We start from the raw sequence: 17,734 nt of genomic DNA, 5'->3' as shown, positions 1-17,734 counted from the left end.
AAGATAAGCTTAGTACTTGGTGATAATAAAGAAGAAACGGTAATATTAAAATCGAAAAAGTAAAATATATTAGCTATTCTTATTCAACTAAAGCATGCGTTAGTTGAAGATCATGAGTCACAGCTGTGGCTCTTTTTTATTGAAGTTTTTGGCAGAATAGTTGAACAAGGATTTATATAAGTTTTGTAGAATCGTAAAGTATAGGGCAGATTTAGCTTCACCAGGTATTCGAATAGACAAATAAGCTGAACATCGGATAACAATGATTCAATTGAAGTGTTCTAATCATTCATAAAGCTAGGGTTGCTATCATAGAAGTATGAACAAACTTGACAGTACCAAACAAGGACAAGGAGTGAAGTTATGAAATTTCTGCTTACATCTGGAGGCATCAATAACAAAAGCATACACGACGCGCTGGTTGACATGCTGGGCAAGCCAATTGCTGACTCCAACGCCCTGTGCATCCCCACTGCGATGTATGGACACCCTTGGGTTGGCCCTGGCGTCAAAGCCTGGCAGTTCATCAGTGGGAAAGAAGAGAATCCCATGGTCAGCCTCGGTTGGAAGTCAGTCGGCGTGTTGGAGCTCACAGCGCTGCCAAGCATCGACGAAAACCGCTGGAAACCACTGGTTCAGGAGACAGATGTACTGCTGGTGTCAGGCGGCGACGCCCTTTACCTGTGCCACTGGATGCGTCAATCCGGTCTGGTAGACCTTTTACCGTCACTGAACTCAGTCTATGTGGGAATGAGTGCTGGGAGCATGGTGATGGCACCTAACATTGGGGAATACTTCGTTGGCTGGACTCCACCAGACGGTGGTGATGAAGCACTGAGACTGGTTGATTTTTCAATCTTTCCGCACCTGGATCACGAGATGCTGCCGGGAAACACCATTGCTGCCGCAGAGAGATGGGCAGCCGGGATGCAGGGGCCGGCGTATGCGATTGACGATCAAACCGCCATCAAAGTAATCGACGGAGAGGTTGAAGTTGTCTCCGAAGGGCATTGGAAACTGTTTTCGCTCTGATACTACTCTTCAGGAAACTGTTGCTAAATTAATATTGAAATAGATTGAAGCTCGTTTTTTATTGCACGAAACTTTCAAATCACCAGACCAAAATAAAAAAACGCAAAAGAGAAGTTTAAGTCCCTATCATTTTCTTGGTTATTTGTTTAGAATAAAATGAAAAATGAAAAAAATGTTGACTTTCTCAGTTTTATATATAAAATAATTATTAATAAAATGTTTCAGAGATGTGACAACAAAACGACTGTGAAAGGACGAGTAGTAGTAGGACGTAGACAAAGCGAGTCAGGGGTGGTGTGAGCCTGATACGAAGCCTGTTATGAAGAACCTCCTGGAGTCGCTGACCGAAATCCTTTAGAGGAAAGTAGACTTAGCCGTGAACTTCGACGTTACAAGAAGAACAGTATCGAGATCTCTCTAATCTCCGTACTGAATAAGTGAGCAACCTCTGTTGCTAATTTGGGTGGTACCGCGGAACCAAAGTCTTTCGTCCCAGTTTTTTTGGGAAAGAAGGGCTTTTTTTGTTGGCTTTTTTCCTTACATCCAAACATTTTAGGAGGAAATAAGCATGTATCAATCATTAATGACAGTAAGAGAGACACAAATCGCAATAAAGGAAGTAAAAACATTTTTTGAGGATCAATTAGCAAAACGACTTGAACTGTTCCGCGTATCTGCACCATTATTCGTAACGAAAAAATCAGGTTTAAACGATCACTTAAACGGTGTAGAACGCCCAATTGAATTTGATATGCTTCATTCAGGAGAAGAGTTAGAAATTGTTCACTCACTAGCGAAATGGAAACGATTTGCACTGCATGAATATGGTTACGAAGCTGGTGAAGGCTTATATACAAACATGAACGCGATTCGCCGTGATGAGGATCTTGATGAAACGCATTCAATTTACGTTGACCAATGGGATTGGGAAAAAATTATTCAAAAAGAATGGCGTACAGTAGATTATTTACAAGAAACCGTACGAACAATTTATGGAATCTTCAAAGATTTGGAAAATCATTTATTTGAAAAATATCCGTACCTTGGGAAGTATTTACCAGAAGATATCGTATTTATCACATCCCAAGAGTTAGAAGATAAATACCCAGAGTTAACACCGAAAGATCGTGAGCATGCGATTGCAAAAGAGCACGGTGCAGTTTTTATTATTGGAATTGGCGATGTACTTCGTTCTGGTGAAAAACATGATGGACGCGCTGCTGACTATGACGATTGGAAATTAAACGGAGACATCTTATTCTGGCATCCAGTATTGCAATCTTCATTTGAATTATCATCAATGGGTATTCGTGTTGATAGTAAATCACTTGATGAGCAGTTAACGAAGACAGGTGAAGATTTCAAACGCGAGTATGATTTTCATAAAGGTATTTTAGAAGAAGTGCTTCCACTAACTCTTGGTGGTGGTATTGGGCAATCAAGAATGTGCATGTACTTCTTACGTAAGGCGCATATTGGTGAAGTTCAATCTTCTGTATGGCCTGATGAAATACGAGAAGCATGTAAGAAGGAAAATATTCATTTGTTTTAAGAAAAATAAGACCATAGCAGTACATTAACTTTTATAATCAAAAAAGACTTAAGACAAAATTAAGAGGATTGAGTCCTGTACAATACAGGATTCAATCCTCGCTAACAACTTTATATTATGTGTCTAACTTTTTGTGTTCACATCATTTGTTATTTAAAGACGACAATTTTCCCAACTGAACCGTCAGCACTTTGACCCACTACACGAACTTTTAATCAGATTTAGAAGGAATTCTGTTCCATTCGATGATACCTGACTAAGACCAATTGAATCGCCCGTTTGCCAATATTGAAATAGAAAAATCAGCTCTTTTTTATTTTTTACAGTTTAGTTGAATTAGAAATTGATATAGTAACTTTATGATGGAAATGAAAGGGAGAAGAATTGATGTCCTGGTATTTAGAAAATGTTTACGAACGAAATGAAGAATCACCTTATACGTTCTATGTTCCAAGTCAAATTATTATCGACAATTTAACAGTAGGTGATTTGGTCAAACTAATATTCTTAATTGAAGAAGAACAGGAAGATGGATTAAGTGCTGAAAGAATGTGGGTCGAAATAACTCAAATAAATGGACAAAAATTTATTGGAAAACTAGATAACGATCCTTATCGATTGCAAGCTTTAAAAGCTGGTGATGAGATTACATTTGGAATGGAAAACATATGTGACACGGAATATAAGGATCCAGATTCAGCAGAATGGGATTTCTATTTTGATACAATGGTTATAGTTAGCAATGATGTGCTTGAAAAAAGGGAATTTAATTTTTTACTTATGGAAGATTCTCAAGGTGAAGGGGACTCGGGATGGTCAATATTTAGTGGTTACGAAGATGGCGAATTTCAAAGTGATTCCAAAAACTTTAAAGTTGTATCCATTGGTGTAATCCTTAATATTGATGATTCCATTCTAGAATTTATTGATGAAAATCCTTTGTGTGCATATGAACGAAACGAAGAAGGCGTTTTTGTTAAAATCGAAGACTATGATTGGGAAGGTTATTTAAACGGATAACTGAAAGATTGTCTAAATTAGGCAATCTTTTTTTAGTTCTAAAAAACCTAAATGGAAGTACATGATTATCAAAATATAAAAAGCATTAGCCTCCTCCTCTTCTTAATATAATAAGAGTATCCTATGATTTAACTTTCCTGAAATGGAGTGAATTTTATGTTTGAAGTAAAAGGACTGGCTTCTTATTCACCTTTAGGGCATTTGAATGAGTTTCGGAAAGATCCAATATTTTTTTTAAGTGAACTTTATAGTAATCATGATACGATTGTCTCATTTCGATTTGCTCATCGTAAAATGAACTTGCTATTAGATCCGGATTTGATAAAAGAGGTATTAGTAACTAAACAGCATTCTTTCCATAAATCAAAGCCATTTCAAGAGATGAAAACCTTGCTTGGTGAGGGATTGTTAACGAGTGAAGATGAAGTACATATGAGGCAGCGGCGTTTGATTCAGCCATCGTTTACGAAGCAGCATATACAATCCTATGCAGAGGATATGACATTGCTCACGGAAGAGTTTATTAGTTCTTGGAAGGATGGTGAAGAGCGTCTCATTAGCAGAGATATGATGGAGCTTACATTAGCTATTATTGCAAAAACTATGTTTAGTATGGATCTGAATCAAGGACATGATCGTGTTGGGAAACACTTTGACATTATTATGGATATTGCAACTAAGCGAATTCGATCTGTTTTAAAAGCTCCACTCAAACTGAATACACCAAAAAATAAATCTTTATCGGAGGCTATTAAATCAATCGATAAGGTGTTATATGAAATTATTGAAAAAAGAAATAGCTCAGAAACAAAGGAAGATTTACTAGGACTACTAATGCAAGCAAGGGATGAAGAGTCTAATGAAGGCATGACGAATCGACAATTAAGGGATGAAGCAATGACAATTTTCCTTGCAGGTCATGAAACGACAGCAAATGCATTATCTTGGTGCTTATATCTTTTATCTCAGCATCCCAATAAAGCTAAATTATTATATGAAGAAGTAGATCGCGTTCTTGGCAAAAGACGAGCAGATTATCATTCCATGAAAGATTTAATCTATACTCAGCAAATTATTTGGGAAAGTATACGTCTATATCCTCCTGCATGGCTTATTAGTAGGAAAGCAATAGAAGATGTCAGCATTGGCGACTACAGAATTCAAAAAGGTGAGACAGTTATGATGAGTTCTTATATCATGCAGCGTTCTGAAAAGTATTTTTCACATGCAAAAGAATTTCTTCCAGAGCGATTTAAGAATGGAAAGGTAGAAGGTGTACCTGAATATGCGTATTTTCCTTTTGGTGGTGGGCCACGTGTTTGTATCGGAAATCATTTCGCGATTATGGAAGCTACTTTAGTATTAGCAACAATCGTTCAGCATTTTACGATTGATCTAGCTCCTAATCATCATAAAGTGGAGACAGAACCACTTATCACACTTCGGCCGAAAGACGGATTGCGTATGATTGTAAAAAAGAGAAAATGAGCGGATTTAGTGTACACACTTAGGCAAGTGTCTTTCCCAGGAGTTTTTTCATAGAATATAGCATTCTCTTTACAGTATGTTTGAAAGGGGTTATATTTTTTGGAAAAGATAAAACTTACTGGACGGATCGTTACACCAGGTGATGCGGATTATGAACAGGCTAGAACAAACAATACTTTAAACAATCCAAAATTCCCTAAAATAATTGTATTTTGTCAAAAGAAACGAGATGTATTAAATGCGTTGAATTGGGTGAAGGAAAATAGCATGCCATTTAGAGTAAGAAGTGGAAGGCATAACTATGAAAATTTTTCACTCGTAGATGGTGGTCTTGTTATCGATGTTAGTGAAATGAATACGGTTAGTGTAGATTGTAAAAGCATGACCGCAAAAATACAAGCCGGGGCTGATTTAGGGAAAGTATATACTATTCTATGGGAAAATGGTACGACAATCCCAGCAGGTACTGAAAGTAGTGTTGGCCTTATTGGTCTTACACTTGGCGGGGGTATCGGGATGTTATCGCGCTTGTATGGTCTTACATGTGATAATCTACTTGAAGTAGAAATAGTTATATCGAATGGACATGGGAAAGCTAAACTTATTAAAGCAAATAAGAACAAGAATAGTGATCTTTTTTGGGCTTGCTGTGGCGGTGGAGGAGGAAATTTTGGGATCGTCACGTCGCTTAAATTTAAAGTGCATCCAATTTCAAATGTTTCGATTTTCTCGATTATATGGGAGTGGGAAGACTTTGAAGCCGCTTTTGATGCTTGGCAAGATTGGGCAATTAACACGGATAATAAGCTAACTTCAGAAATTGAACTAAAATCTAGGGAAGTAAATCAAATTATTGCTCAAGGGGAATTTGTAGGCCCAGTAACAAAATTGAACGAACTGTTACGGCCACTAATAGAAACTGGCTCACCTATAAAAGTAATGGTAAAGGAAGTACCTTATATTGAAGCTGTTCATTTTTTTGATGATCCAAGTGGTAATGTTCCAGCTTATAAAAAGAGATCAGGATCTTTTCTAAATAAAACTTTTCCAATGAGAGCAATTTTAATCATGAAAAGTTTTCTAGAAAATACACCAAATGGAAAATCAAGCATTTGGCACCAATCTCTTGGAGGAGCAGTAAAGCGGATTAGGCCAGATGAAACTGCCTACTATTACAGGGATGCCATTATCGCTCAAGAGTATCTTGCTAATTGGAGCACACCTGAAGAAGAACGAAAAAACAATCAATGGGTCGAAGAGTTAAGGAATGCCTTATCACGATACACTACTGGTGATTATGTAAATTGGCCTGATCGGTTTATTAGAAATTGGCCAACAGCATATTATGGTGGGAATTTAAATCGCCTTAGAGTTGTGAAACGAGAATATGACCCATTCAATCTATTTAAATTTCCGCAAAGCATTCCTCCTTTTATTAGTTGGTTTTAAAATGAAAAATTTAAAAAATATTAGTGAAAAACCGATCGATTGAATTGCCAATTGGTCGGTTTTTCCATAACTAAGAAGTTACTAGAAAAAGGTTCTTATTGCTCCGATTTACTACTTTTATTGCCTCTCGTAAAGATAAAGTAATTACCGATTATTGAAAATAATAGCAGTGCAAAACCGAAAATAACAATTTGGTAGTTTTTATCTAAGTAACCAAAATAACAACACGTTATAGTAACAGGCAAAATCATTAAAATGATGCAAAACTTAAGAACAAAATTAGGGACATCCATATAGTCTTCACCTTACTTAGTATTTTTTCATTTAGTTTTTCTTAGTTAAAATTCTTTATTCAAAATATTTTTATACAGTACTATTAAGTTGAACATCCTATCGAAAAATGAAATTTGGATTTATTACTTATACTAGTTAAGAAATAGAACAATAAAATAGAAGGTGTAAACATGAATGAGAATAATAAGCAAATTGTAGGAGAAAAGGCAGCAGAGTTTGTAAAAGATGGTATGGTCGTTGGATTAGGTACGGGATCTACAGTTTTATATACGATAAAAAAGCTTGGGCAATTAGTTAAGGAAGGACTGAATATAAAGGGTATTCCGACCTCCATTCAAACTGAAAAGCTTGCTAAAGAGGTTGGTATCCAATTAGTAAACTTTAGTAAAATTGAACAGATTGATATTGCAATTGATGGAGCGGATGAAATTAACCCAAACTTTGAGCTAATTAAAGGTGGGGGAGGCGCTCTATTAAGAGAGAAAATCATTGCGAAAGCAGCTAAAAGATTTATAGTAGTTGCTGATCCAACTAAGATGGTAGAGAGATTAGGTAAGTTCCGACTTCCAGTAGAAGTTATTCCATTTGGCATGGAGATGACGATGAAACATATTAAAGCAATCGGTTTAAGTCCGGAACTTCGTTTAAATGGAGCGAATCCATTTATTACGGATAACGGAAACTATATTTTTGACTGTAGTATACCTAATCATATTCAAACTCAAATAATAGAAAGAGAGCTCAATTTAATTCCAGGAGTGGTAGAAAACGGATTATTTGTTGGAATGACTGATCTCGTAATCACCCTAGATAAAGATGAAAATGTAGAAATATTAAGCCGTAAATAGTGTAAAGTTATTTGCTAGATGTAATGAAGAATACATACTTGCCCGTTCCTTCTATTTATTCAATAATAATAGTAAGAGATAAAGAGTTAATGGGAAGAGGGGGATCATATGCAATTAAGAGTTTCAGCCGTTCAATATCATCTTCATACAATAAACTCCTTTGAAGAGTTTGAAAAACAAGTAGAGCATTATATTAAGACAGCAGAGGAATTTGAAGCGGAATTTATCATTTTTCCAGAATTTTTTACAACTCAGCTTATGTCAATTGGTAATGAAAAAGGCGAGGCATTAACGATTCAAGAGTTACCTAACTTTACTGAGCAATATCGTTCTTTATTTTTAAAGTTGGCAAAACAATACAATATGCACATTATTGGAGGAACGCACGTTATTAAAAAAGGCGATCGACTATATAATGTTGCACATTTGTTCTATCCAGATGGCCGAATTGGTGAGCAGGCAAAGCTACATATTACACCAACAGAGGTAAATGAGTGGAATATGAGTGCAGGTGACGGTCTAGAGGTTTTTGAGACAGATAAAGGAACAATTGCGATGTTGACTTGCTATGACATTGAATTCCCAGAAATCGTTCGAATGGCAAAAGCAAAAGGAGCAGATGTCATTTTTTGTCCATCATGCACAGACGATCGCCATGGGTTCCACCGAGTTCGTTATACATGTCATGCAAGAGCAATAGAAAATCAAGTATACGTTGTAAATACAGGTACGATTGGTTCACTTCCAACCGTGGATTTTATGCGTGCAAATTTCGGTCAAGCAGTTGTCATCACTCCTAACGACATCCCATTTCCTCCAAAAGGAATTATGGTAGAAGGTGAAATGAATCAGGATATGATTGTTACAGCCGATCTTAATTTAGATTTATTATACAAAGTTCGGGAAAAAGGATCCGTTACAACATGGCGCGACAGACGTACAGACCTTTATCCGGATTGGTAAACTTATTCTTAAATAGAAAAGAGAGTTTTAGCACATGTATCGAAAGGAATTTTTTGTTTTCGACCAGGACAAACCAGTCCCAGTGGTAATCCGTAATTATAATGAGAATGACTTTACTGATTTAATCCGTATTCAACAAGAAAGCTTTCCTCCACCATTCCCATCGGAACTATGGTGGAATGAGGAGCAACTTAAAAATCATGTAACTCTTTTTCCAGAGGGAGCGTTATGTATTGAAGTAAATAGTCAAATGGCAGGTTCTATGACAGGTCTCCTTGTTCATTTCGATCCTAGCCATCCTGACCATTCATGGGAAGAGGTTACTGACCATGGTTATATTCGTAACCACAACCCAGACGGAAATACACTTTATGTCGTTGATATTGGCGTCAGACCGTCCTATCGAAAATTAGGTTTAGGCAAATGGTTAATGTTTTCTATGTATGATGTTGTTGTACATCTTGGTTTGGAAAGATTGCTTGGAGGAGGCAGGATGCCAGGATATCATAAAGAGGCGAATAACTTGTCACCCGATCAATACATAGACGCTGTAATAAAAGGGGAGCTAAAGGATCCAGTTATTAGTTTTCTACTTCGATGTGGTCGTACCCCGGTTAAGGTAGTTGCTAATTATTTAGAGGACGAAGAATCATGCAATTATGGAACTCTAATGGAATGGAAAAATCCATTTAAACATTCTAATTAAAGGGAGAGAAAGAAAATGGAATATAGAAGAATTACAAATATCAATGACCCATTATTTAAACAAATGCATCAATTAATGCAAGATGTATTTCCTCCAGAAGAAGTATTAGAATTCGATCTTTGGAAAGAGCCTTTGGAGGATCCAGGAATTCGTGTTTTTGTTGCTGTCCATGAAGATAGAGTAGTAGGTGCTACAGAATATCGCTATTATGATGATTTTAATGTTGCCATGACTGACTTTACAATAATAGGCCAAGCTAGTTTAGGAATCGGCCCGTATTTGGCACAAAATAGATTAGTAGATTTACAGACATTAGCGACTGAAAATAATAAAAAGTTATCAGGTATGTTTGCTGAAATTTACGATCCATATCGAGTAGAACACCATGAGTTTGGCGGCGTTAAACCAATGAATCCATATGTTCGTCGAGAAGTATTGTCTCACCTAGGTTATAAGCGTCTAGATTTTGAATATATCCATCCATCGTGGAACAATGATGGTGAAGCGGTAACAGGTCTAGATCTTTGTTTCCTTCCAATGGATGGGGAGATTAGCGAGCTTCAATCAAACTTGATCATAAAGTTTCTAAAGCGTTATTATACAGTGTTATCAAATAAGCCAGAGTCTTGGTATTCAATGATTGAAAACTTAGAAGAGAAAGAAAAAGTCGCATTAGTCTACTTTTAAGTGAACATAAAAAAAGCTTTTCGATTAAGTCTAAGACTTCGAGAAGCTTTTTTTATATTCGATCCAATTAAACTAAAAAAAGTTTTCGAACAATCCTTTAATTGAGCATTTACCATATTTTTAGTCTGCTTGTTTTTGTTTTTCCTCTTTTTTGTTGCTCACCTTTGTCGTATAGGATTTTGGCTTATCGGACCCATTTATTAGTTTATAAATATAGTCAGTTGTTAGTTTATAGCTGTCTTCAAGTTTTGTCGTAATATAGCTTGCTCGTTCAAAAATAATCGAGCGTATGTTGTTGAGTTGGTGAGAGATTCTATCCATCATTGCTTCTTGTGTATCAAGGCGATCTAAAACCCCATGTTGAAATTCCTCTTGCTGTAATAATCCATGAGCTACTTCATTTTGTTTTTCAATTAGCTTATCAAGTTGTAATGAGAGAGCTTGGTTATCAGATTCACTCTTTTCCAATCGCTTTGCCAATTCTGTATAAGCTTCATTTAAACTAATCATTTGTGTAATTAACGTTTGTTTTTCCAGACTTTCATTTGCGTCTGATGTATTTAACCGCTGAATCATGATTCTTTCAAATTGTTCACGCTCACGGTTACTACCTATGAGACTATTTATTTGATTTTTAACATGATTCCATTGATTTGTTTGCAATTCTTCTAATTGCTCATATCGTGGCTTTAATTCAGAGATTGATTTTTCAAGGCTCATGTTATTTTTTTGTTGTTCTTCCATTAGTTCAGCTAAGTAATTATGCCGAACAAGCCCTTGATTCGGTGTTTTTATTGTTTCATTATTTTTAAAGACATCAGGGTGTTCATTCTTATTAATAAATAATCCCACTACTATTTCTCCCTTTCTATATTTTTTTACTAATATTTTATGTTCAAGTACAGATGGGGGAACTTGGGTATATTTAGTTGGGCTATTGTGTAGCTGGAAAACGACGATTGGTAAGGAAATTTGAAATGTTCTGTCTCCCATATAATAAATTTTAGTAAAAGAGTATTTTTAGTAAATATGAAGTGGGAACTTAGACTCATTTTATCATTTAATCTCTTATTAAATTAATATGATAAATACGAGGATAAAGAACAGAACAATGGTTTTTAAAAGGTTTAAAAAATATTATCAGAAAATTAAGTGAATTCATATCACCAGCCTATTTTCATTGAATAGTATGATGTAAGGTGGTGATAACTATGGATTTAGGCTTCGGACTTGCGGATTGGATGCTATATACTATATGGGCAGTAACTGGATTAATGATTCTTGATTTTGTAATAGCATCTATCCGTTCATTCTGGAAAGGTTCATTCGATACATCTTTTATACTAGGATATTTAAAGGATATTCTATACTTCATTTTTCCACTGAAGTTTTTAATAACAATGTTTGGACTTGATCCTACAGGATGGATTTTAATAACATTTTATTTCATCGGTGGAATTGCAATCGTTATTAAGTATTTGAAAGACATTTTTAGTAAATTTCAATAAGTATTGAAAGCCCTCTTATAAGGAGGGCTTTTTTAATCTGAAAATCAAAGTTTAAAGTACTTTGTCTACACCTTTTTGGACTTTGTAAAACAACTATAAAGCCTTTGTCAAAGAGGTTTTTTTATTTTATTTAAATGAACAAATTTATTTAGTTTTTGCATACATATATTTCTAGGCACCAATGGGCTAATTTTTTCATAGAATATTCAAAAAATTCCCTAGAAGGAAGTAATGTTTATGACAAAATATCAATGGGTTAAATGGCGAAGAGTATTAATTTGGTTAGCTGTTATTGTTTTTATTGGTGTTGTGCTTATAAAAGGAGGGCCAACATACTGGAGTGTAGCATTATCGATTGTTAGTCTTTTATTTCAGTTCGCCGTTATGATTTTCATGGCGATCATCCAATTTGTAGCAATTTTTTGGTTTCTAGCCAGGGGTCGTACCTATTGGATTTTACCTGGTGAGACTGGTTCGACGTGGGATGATTATCGTGGTAACCCTGAGATTGTTGAAAATGCAAAACGAATCGTAACACTATTAAAAGGTGTTAAAACGTTTAAAGAGATGGGAGGAGAGGCAATTCGTGGATTGCTGCTTTGCGGTCCTCCAGGTACAGGGAAATCTTATCTTGCCCAGGTTATTGCGAATGAGGCCCAAGTACCTTTTGCTTATGCCTCGGCTCCAAGTTTTCAAAACATGTTCTTTGGTGTAGGGAATTTGAAAGTAATGGGAATTTACAAAAAGGCTAGAAAGTTAGCTAATATTTACGGAGCGTGTATCATTTTTATCGATGAAGTCGACGCAATTGGTATGTCTCGTCAAGGAGGAGGAGCCGGTGGTGGTGGATTGTTCGGTATGGGAATGGGTTCTGGATTATTGAATGAGCTTTTACTACAAATGGATCCTCCAAACATTGATAGTTCTAAAATAGCAAAATTTCTTCGCTCACTCGGTTTGCGTAAAAAGAAAGCAGAGCGCCCCGCAGTTCTGACGATTGCAGCTACAAATTTACCTGATGTACTTGATCAAGCATTACTACGACCAGGGCGTTTTGACCGAAAACTCTGGGTAGATTCTCCAGATTATGATGGTCGTATTGATGTTTTCCAATATTATCTAAAAAAGGTGAAAATCGATTCATCTTTAACACCAGAGCGAGCTGCTCTTGATACGATTGGATATAGTCCAGCACAAATTAAACATATAGTGAATGAATCTGTCGTAATTGCTCATCAGCGAGGTGCTGATGTGGCAAATTACACTGATTTCCGAGATGCAATGGAAACGTATGAGTGGGGACTTAAGCAGCCACTTAGATCCATGAGTGAAGATGAGAAGAGAAATGTAGCGTATCATGAAGCGGGTCACGCCGTAGCTCAATATTTGTTAAAGCCACATGATCGAGTATGGAAGGTAACAATTATTCGTAGGGGTGACGCACTTGGTCTGGCTGCGACTAAGCCAACAACAGAAAGATATAATCGAAGCGACAGCGAAATACTCGCAGCAATCCAAGTTTGTTTGGCAGCAAGAGCAGTAGAAGAAGAGTTTCTCCACAAGAAATTAAACGGTGTTACATCTGATCTACAACAAGCGACCCTACTTGGTGGTGCATATTTAGGTTTAGTTGGAATGGGCGATGAGCTATTCAGCTGGAATGCATTAGGCTCTCAAGCGGAAGGCCTTAGAGCACTACGACCAAAAATTAACCTTCTTCTAAAAGATCAAATGAGCCAAGTAAAAAAACTTGTAACGGAACACGCTGATTTCGTACACTCAATTGCACAAGAACTGCTAAAAAGAGGCGACTTAACAGGCGAAGAAATTGAAGATATTTACGAAGGCATTTATGCACGTACTCGTCCTGAACCACCTATTGTAAAGATTGGGTCTGTTTATGAGAAAAATATTCAAGGATTGCTTAAGGATTTTGATAAATTACCTGAAAGCGATCAGAATTAGTGAAAGATCTTTAATGGAAATCCACAAGGTAATTGAAATATTGGTCAAAAATAAATAAAAAGAGTAACTCATGAAGAGTTGCTCTTTTTTTGTTATTTAAGCAAAGTTAATGAAGTGTTCGCCATACGAAGGAATTCTCAAAAGACGCACTGAATATCAAAAGATATCCCCACTATTAAAAGTATCTTTTCAACACTAATAGCATATTGATTAACAAATTTAATACAACACACTTGCCACTAAAGTTAGGAGAGTGAGTAATGAATAGTCTTTCAATGCAAATAGGGAATGCAAGTACAATCGATGAAGTAATTGAACAGTTAGATGAGATTATTTCAATGAGCAATAAAACAAAAAGCAAAATAGGATATTTTGCTTCTTTATATCGGATGGTAACGATTAAAGTGAAAGATGGGATATTAAATAATGAGTTCGAAAACGGGGGCAGAATGGAAAGTCTGGATGTAAATTTTGCAAATTGCTATTTAAAAGCACTTAAAAACTATTTAAATGGTGAACCTGCTAGTCTTAGTTGGCAATTAGCGTTTCGTCACGCAGAAAACCGTCAATCTATTTTGCTTCAGCATTTGTTGCTTGGCATTAATGCACATATCAATTTGGATCTAGGAGTAGCTGCTGCGAAGGTATGCCAAGGATCTGATATTTTATCACTTTACAATGACTTTATGAAAATAAATAGTATTTTGGGATCATTAGTGGACGAGGTAAGGGATGACATGGATCGAATTTCACCATGGATTGGTTTTTTAGACCACATTGATTCAAAAGCCTCAAAAGCAATTATAAACTTCAGCCTAGAAAAGTCTCGAAATTATGCTTGGGATTTTGCGAAAAAGCTTGCTGCAGTAGATGAAGGTGAGTGGGAAGGGCTAATTAAAGTGCATGATAGTGAGGTTGCATCGATTGGAAACATGGTCGCACGTCCAAGGAATTGGATGCTGAAAGCGGGTTTATGGGTAATTCGTTTTCGTGAATCCAAAAATATTGAAAGAAACTTAGATCTCTTAAATCATAATCGGTTTGAAACAACATCTGCTGGTATTCAAATGTAGGTTGAAAGTGAGTAAGAAGATTACTTGAAAATTGTTCTTTTTATGAGGTCATAGGAAAAAAGTAAATTGCATAAATTGTATGGTTACATAACACTTCTAGGTATCATTATTTGACTGGAAGAATGAGTAATAAGCTACATATCAAGGAGGGAATAAAGGTGGAGGAACAACAAAAGAGCTATGGACTATTAGTTCAACCAAGAGGGTTAGTTGGAACGGATGACCCCCATGGTTGGTTTGAAAAAATGCGGAAAAGCTCTCCCATTTCGTTTGATCCAGATCGAAATTGTTGGGACGTATTTTGCTATAAGGATGTCCAAATGGTCTTACAAAATTTTAAGCAATTTAGTTCAAACAGAAATGGACTATTTCCAACTTTACTAGATTTAGACCCGCCTACCCATCGACGATACCGTAATATTGTAAGTCAGGCATTTACTCCAAAAGCAATACAATCCCTTGCACCAAGAATTGAGTCAATTACAAAAGAATTATTAGCACCATTGAAAGTCAAACGTGAGATCGATATTATTGCGGATATCGCTTTTCCACTCCCTGTTATTGTAATTTCCGAAATGCTTGGGGTTCCGAGTGAAGATCGAGAAATGTTTAAAGAATGGTCTAATATTGTAGTGTCTAGTACTCAAACTCAATCACCTGATGAGATGAATGAATTAATGGCACAGCAAGGTAAAGCGTTACAGGACTTACAAACATATTTTTATCATATCGTTGAAAAAAGACGAAATAACCCTCAAAATGATCTTGTATCTACTTTAATTGCTGCAGATGTAGATGGTGAAAAATTATCTGTTGAAGAGCTATTAAACTTCTGCTTCCTTTTACTTGTTGCAGGAAATGAAACTACTACAAATCTTATTGGGAATACAATGCTTACTTTGTTTGAGCATCCAAATATACTTGATCAACAATATAAAGATAATTCATCAATATCAGCAGCTATAGAAGAATCTCTACGTTTTCGCTCTCCAGTTCACTGCATGAATCGATTTGTAACGGAAGATATGAATTTGAATGGGATGAATCTAAAAAAAGGTCAAGAAGTAATGGCATGGATAGGCTCAGCAAATAGAGACGAAACCGTATTTAACGAACCTAATGATTTTGCCATTAATCGCTCTCCAAATAATCATCTAGCATTTGGATCGGGAGTACACTTTTGTTTAGGGTCACAGCTTGCAAGGTTGGAAGCGAATATATGTATCGATGAAATGCTAAAGGCATTACCAAATATGAAGTTGGATAAAACAAAAGAGCTTAGAATTATACCTAGTACATTTGTGTATGGGTATAAAGAACTGCCAGTTATAATAGATTAAAAATTTTAAGGCAACACTCGTTTATTAGAGTGTTGTTTTTACTATTTAAAAATTAAAACTTCTACTGTAGTATATTATATAATTGTAAAGATTCAGGATTAGAAGGTTAATGATAGGTGATAAAAAATGATACATAAATATTTAAACGAAACAATCAGTTTTAATATAAAGTATAAAAAGCGGAAATCGATCGGTATTTATATAGATGTTTATGGAAACATTGAGGTTCAGGCTCCTAAAGATACACCTGATAAAAGTGTCATTGAAGTACTAGAGGTTAACTGGGAGTTGATTCTTCAAAAATCAAATGAAATGAAGGAGCGACTTCGTGGTCCAAAAGAAAGGACTTATGAATTTGGTGAGACATTTCTTTATTTAGGGAATTCATATCCAATACAAATTTCACACGATGAACGTATTCAGCAAGACCAGGTAGTTTTTGAAGGGAATAGGTTAAATATTATTGTAAAACAACTAGAGGATGAACGAATAAAACAAGCACTTAAAAGGTTTTATTATCAACAAATTAAAGCAATAGTTGAAAAGAGTATTCAGAAGTATCAAAGTAATTTTAAAGTAAAGCCGTCATCAATTCGTATTACTGATAGTAAAACAAACTGGGGGACTTGTGATTCAAAAAGGCAATTAACTTTTAATTGGAAACTAGCAATGGCACCTCAAAAGGTGATTGACTATGTAGTTGTTCATGAAATGTGCCATATGGTTCATATGAATCACGACAGGTCCTTCTGGCGACTTGTAGGTAAAATTATTCCAGAATATAAGGAAAGAGAAAATTGGTTAGCGTTATCTAGTTGGAAAATGACTGTTTAACACATTAAAATGGGAACGACATTGGTCGTCCCATTTTTTATTTTTTGGCTCTGTTAAAAAATAATGTTTCTTGTTCAACTAATGGCAGTTTAGTTCAATAAGATACTGTATTATTAAAATCATAAGAGGTGGTGGAAATTATGGAAATAAAAGAAAAATTAATGATATTACTTAAAGAAACTGTTTGTGATTTAGTAAAAAAAGAAACTATTAAAATTAAATCCAAACTATCAGTAGAAATTACAATTGAAGACATCGAAAGAGAACTAAATCACTGGGGATCACTAACAATTCCACCTGATGTAGCGTATGAGAATATTAGTTATTATGAATATAATGATGGGTCAGGATATGCATTGGAATTTGAACTTTGGATAAATAATCAAGAAAGTGACTTAACATTGTCTTGTGAAGCAATAATCGACCAATCAGATAATATTTTATCGTTTTCAATCTTAGATTTACATGCATTATAGTTTATCGTTGTTAAACTAACGCATTCTTATGTTACAGAGTAGAGGTGATTTATTTATGAGGTTAAGTTCAAGACCACAAACAGGCATAAGACAGGTTTCAAAATGTTTTAGATTATTGTATCCTATTGAGGACCAAGTAAATAATCAAATACAGCAATTTGTTAAAGTTTCTAATAAAATAGAAATTGTACAAATATTTTTTGATACAGAAATTATTGATGATAATTATGTGAAACTGTTTAAACTTAGGGACAAGATTTTACAGGTTGAAACGTCACTAAATTGGGAAGAGTTCTCCAATTTGAATTGTGTAGATCAAGAACTATCCTTTATAAGAAAATTGCAGAAAGTAACAATTGAAGTAGCAAAAAAATATAAGTTGGATCTTGAACAAATAGAATTAGCTTTTTCAACTATATTAGAAAAGATAAAAGAAAATTAAATTTCTTATTGAACTAACGCATGCTTTAGTTGCACAAGCAGCAAAAAAGGATCTTTT

The 17,734-nt window shown here is 35.3% G+C and carries 17 protein-coding genes, 1 pseudogene and 1 other annotated feature; of the genes and pseudogenes, 17 read left to right on the top strand and 1 reads right to left on the bottom strand.

Annotated features, from left to right (window positions below; all coding sequences use genetic code 11):
• Positions 1-363: 363 nt before the first annotated feature.
• From EP747_RS23545 to EP747_RS23495, 10 genes and pseudogenes are all read left to right on the top strand, one after another.
• Positions 364-1,032: a Type 1 glutamine amidotransferase-like domain-containing protein gene (locus EP747_RS23545; RefSeq protein ID WP_129692411.1), complete on the top strand. Its 669-nt coding sequence runs from the start codon at positions 364-366 to the stop codon at positions 1,030-1,032.
• A gap of 237 nt (positions 1,033-1,269) precedes the next feature.
• Positions 1,270-1,530, top strand: a binding site (T-box leader).
• Positions 1,531-1,600: 70 nt separating this feature from the next.
• The gene (asnA, locus tag EP747_RS23535; RefSeq protein WP_129692410.1) at positions 1,601-2,584 is read left to right on the top strand and encodes an aspartate--ammonia ligase; all 984 of its coding nucleotides are present in this window, start codon (positions 1,601-1,603) and stop codon (positions 2,582-2,584) included.
• A gap of 20 nt (positions 2,585-2,604) precedes the next feature.
• Positions 2,605-2,682 (top strand): annotated as a pseudogene (locus EP747_RS25005) (IS3 family transposase); the annotation flags it as partial.
• 289 nt (positions 2,683-2,971) lie between these two features.
• Positions 2,972-3,604, top strand: a complete 633-nt coding sequence (locus EP747_RS23525; protein ID WP_129692409.1) for an immunity protein Imm33 domain-containing protein — start codon at positions 2,972-2,974, stop codon at positions 3,602-3,604.
• 156 nt (positions 3,605-3,760) lie between these two features.
• Positions 3,761-5,092 (top strand): cytochrome P450, encoded by a 1,332-nt coding sequence (locus tag EP747_RS23520; protein ID WP_129692408.1) that lies wholly within the window; start codon positions 3,761-3,763, stop codon positions 5,090-5,092.
• 99 nt (positions 5,093-5,191) lie between these two features.
• Positions 5,192-6,541, top strand: coding sequence for an FAD-binding oxidoreductase (locus EP747_RS23515; protein ID WP_129692407.1), 1,350 nt, complete (start codon positions 5,192-5,194; stop codon positions 6,539-6,541).
• 464 nt (positions 6,542-7,005) lie between these two features.
• A complete protein-coding gene (gene rpiA / locus EP747_RS23510) occupies positions 7,006-7,683 on the top strand; it encodes a ribose-5-phosphate isomerase RpiA (protein WP_129692406.1) in 678 nt (225 codons plus the stop codon).
• A gap of 108 nt (positions 7,684-7,791) precedes the next feature.
• Positions 7,792-8,646 carry a carbon-nitrogen hydrolase family protein gene (locus EP747_RS23505; RefSeq protein ID WP_129692405.1) on the top strand — a complete coding sequence of 285 codons (855 nt, stop codon included), beginning with the start codon at positions 7,792-7,794 and terminating at the stop codon, positions 8,644-8,646.
• A 34-nt stretch (positions 8,647-8,680) separates the two neighbouring features.
• Positions 8,681-9,352: a GNAT family N-acetyltransferase gene (locus EP747_RS23500; protein ID WP_129692404.1), complete on the top strand. Its 672-nt coding sequence runs from the start codon at positions 8,681-8,683 to the stop codon at positions 9,350-9,352.
• Positions 9,353-9,367: 15 nt separating this feature from the next.
• On the top strand, positions 9,368-10,039 hold the full coding sequence (locus EP747_RS23495) for a GNAT family N-acetyltransferase (protein WP_129692403.1): 672 nt from the start codon (positions 9,368-9,370) through the stop codon (positions 10,037-10,039).
• A 120-nt stretch (positions 10,040-10,159) separates the two neighbouring features.
• Here the strand turns inward: EP747_RS23495 and EP747_RS23490 are convergent, their stop codons facing one another.
• Positions 10,160-10,891, bottom strand: coding sequence for a hypothetical protein (locus EP747_RS23490; RefSeq protein WP_129692402.1), 732 nt, complete (start codon positions 10,889-10,891; stop codon positions 10,160-10,162).
• Positions 10,892-11,250: 359 nt separating this feature from the next.
• On the opposite strand from EP747_RS23490, the gene EP747_RS23485 reads away from it, so the two are divergent.
• From EP747_RS23485 to EP747_RS23455, 7 genes are all read left to right on the top strand, one after another.
• Entirely contained in the window at positions 11,251-11,547 is a 297-nt protein-coding gene (locus EP747_RS23485) for a hypothetical protein (RefSeq protein WP_129692401.1), read from the top strand.
• Between the two features lie 237 nt (positions 11,548-11,784).
• The gene (locus EP747_RS23480; protein ID WP_129692400.1) at positions 11,785-13,512 is read left to right on the top strand and encodes an AAA family ATPase; all 1,728 of its coding nucleotides are present in this window, start codon (positions 11,785-11,787) and stop codon (positions 13,510-13,512) included.
• Between the two features lie 260 nt (positions 13,513-13,772).
• A complete protein-coding gene (locus tag EP747_RS23475) occupies positions 13,773-14,585 on the top strand; it encodes a DUF5995 family protein (protein WP_129692399.1) in 813 nt (270 codons plus the stop codon).
• A 158-nt stretch (positions 14,586-14,743) separates the two neighbouring features.
• Entirely contained in the window at positions 14,744-15,925 is a 1,182-nt protein-coding gene (locus EP747_RS23470) for a cytochrome P450 (protein ID WP_165347269.1), read from the top strand.
• A 126-nt stretch (positions 15,926-16,051) separates the two neighbouring features.
• Entirely contained in the window at positions 16,052-16,759 is a 708-nt protein-coding gene (locus EP747_RS23465; protein ID WP_129692397.1) for a M48 family metallopeptidase, read from the top strand.
• A 140-nt stretch (positions 16,760-16,899) separates the two neighbouring features.
• On the top strand, positions 16,900-17,235 hold the full coding sequence (locus EP747_RS23460) for a DUF7668 domain-containing protein (RefSeq protein WP_129692396.1): 336 nt from the start codon (positions 16,900-16,902) through the stop codon (positions 17,233-17,235).
• Between the two features lie 55 nt (positions 17,236-17,290).
• A complete protein-coding gene (locus EP747_RS23455) occupies positions 17,291-17,677 on the top strand; it encodes a hypothetical protein (RefSeq protein ID WP_129692395.1) in 387 nt (128 codons plus the stop codon).
• Positions 17,678-17,734 lie beyond the last annotated feature (57 nt).

Origin of the sequence: Gottfriedia acidiceleris, assembly GCF_004138285.1 — a bacterium.
In the GTDB taxonomy this organism is placed as follows: domain Bacteria; phylum Bacillota; class Bacilli; order Bacillales; family Bacillaceae_G; genus Gottfriedia; species Gottfriedia acidiceleris_A.
The sequence above is the reverse complement of the archived record's forward strand: the minus strand, read 5'-3'. Positions and strand labels throughout refer to the sequence as shown.

What these genes read in the sequence shown, in the direction of transcription:
- EP747_RS23545 (WP_129692411.1), top strand. Translation starts at nt 364, where the DNA reads ATGAAATTTCTGCTTACATCTGGAGGCATCAATAACAAAAGCATACAC.
- asnA (WP_129692410.1), top strand. Translation starts at nt 1,601, where the DNA reads ATGTATCAATCATTAATGACAGTAAGAGAGACACAAATCGCAATAAAG.
- EP747_RS23525 (WP_129692409.1), top strand. Translation starts at nt 2,972, where the DNA reads ATGTCCTGGTATTTAGAAAATGTTTACGAACGAAATGAAGAATCACCT.
- EP747_RS23520 (WP_129692408.1), top strand. Translation starts at nt 3,761, where the DNA reads ATGTTTGAAGTAAAAGGACTGGCTTCTTATTCACCTTTAGGGCATTTG.
- rpiA (WP_129692406.1), top strand. Translation starts at nt 7,006, where the DNA reads ATGAATGAGAATAATAAGCAAATTGTAGGAGAAAAGGCAGCAGAGTTT.
- EP747_RS23505 (WP_129692405.1), top strand. Translation starts at nt 7,792, where the DNA reads ATGCAATTAAGAGTTTCAGCCGTTCAATATCATCTTCATACAATAAAC.
- EP747_RS23500 (WP_129692404.1), top strand. Translation starts at nt 8,681, where the DNA reads ATGTATCGAAAGGAATTTTTTGTTTTCGACCAGGACAAACCAGTCCCA.
- EP747_RS23495 (WP_129692403.1), top strand. Translation starts at nt 9,368, where the DNA reads ATGGAATATAGAAGAATTACAAATATCAATGACCCATTATTTAAACAA.
- EP747_RS23485 (WP_129692401.1), top strand. Translation starts at nt 11,251, where the DNA reads ATGGATTTAGGCTTCGGACTTGCGGATTGGATGCTATATACTATATGG.
- EP747_RS23480 (WP_129692400.1), top strand. Translation starts at nt 11,785, where the DNA reads ATGACAAAATATCAATGGGTTAAATGGCGAAGAGTATTAATTTGGTTA.
- EP747_RS23475 (WP_129692399.1), top strand. Translation starts at nt 13,773, where the DNA reads ATGAATAGTCTTTCAATGCAAATAGGGAATGCAAGTACAATCGATGAA.
- EP747_RS23465 (WP_129692397.1), top strand. Translation starts at nt 16,052, where the DNA reads ATGATACATAAATATTTAAACGAAACAATCAGTTTTAATATAAAGTAT.
- EP747_RS23460 (WP_129692396.1), top strand. Translation starts at nt 16,900, where the DNA reads ATGGAAATAAAAGAAAAATTAATGATATTACTTAAAGAAACTGTTTGT.
- EP747_RS23455 (WP_129692395.1), top strand. Translation starts at nt 17,291, where the DNA reads ATGAGGTTAAGTTCAAGACCACAAACAGGCATAAGACAGGTTTCAAAA.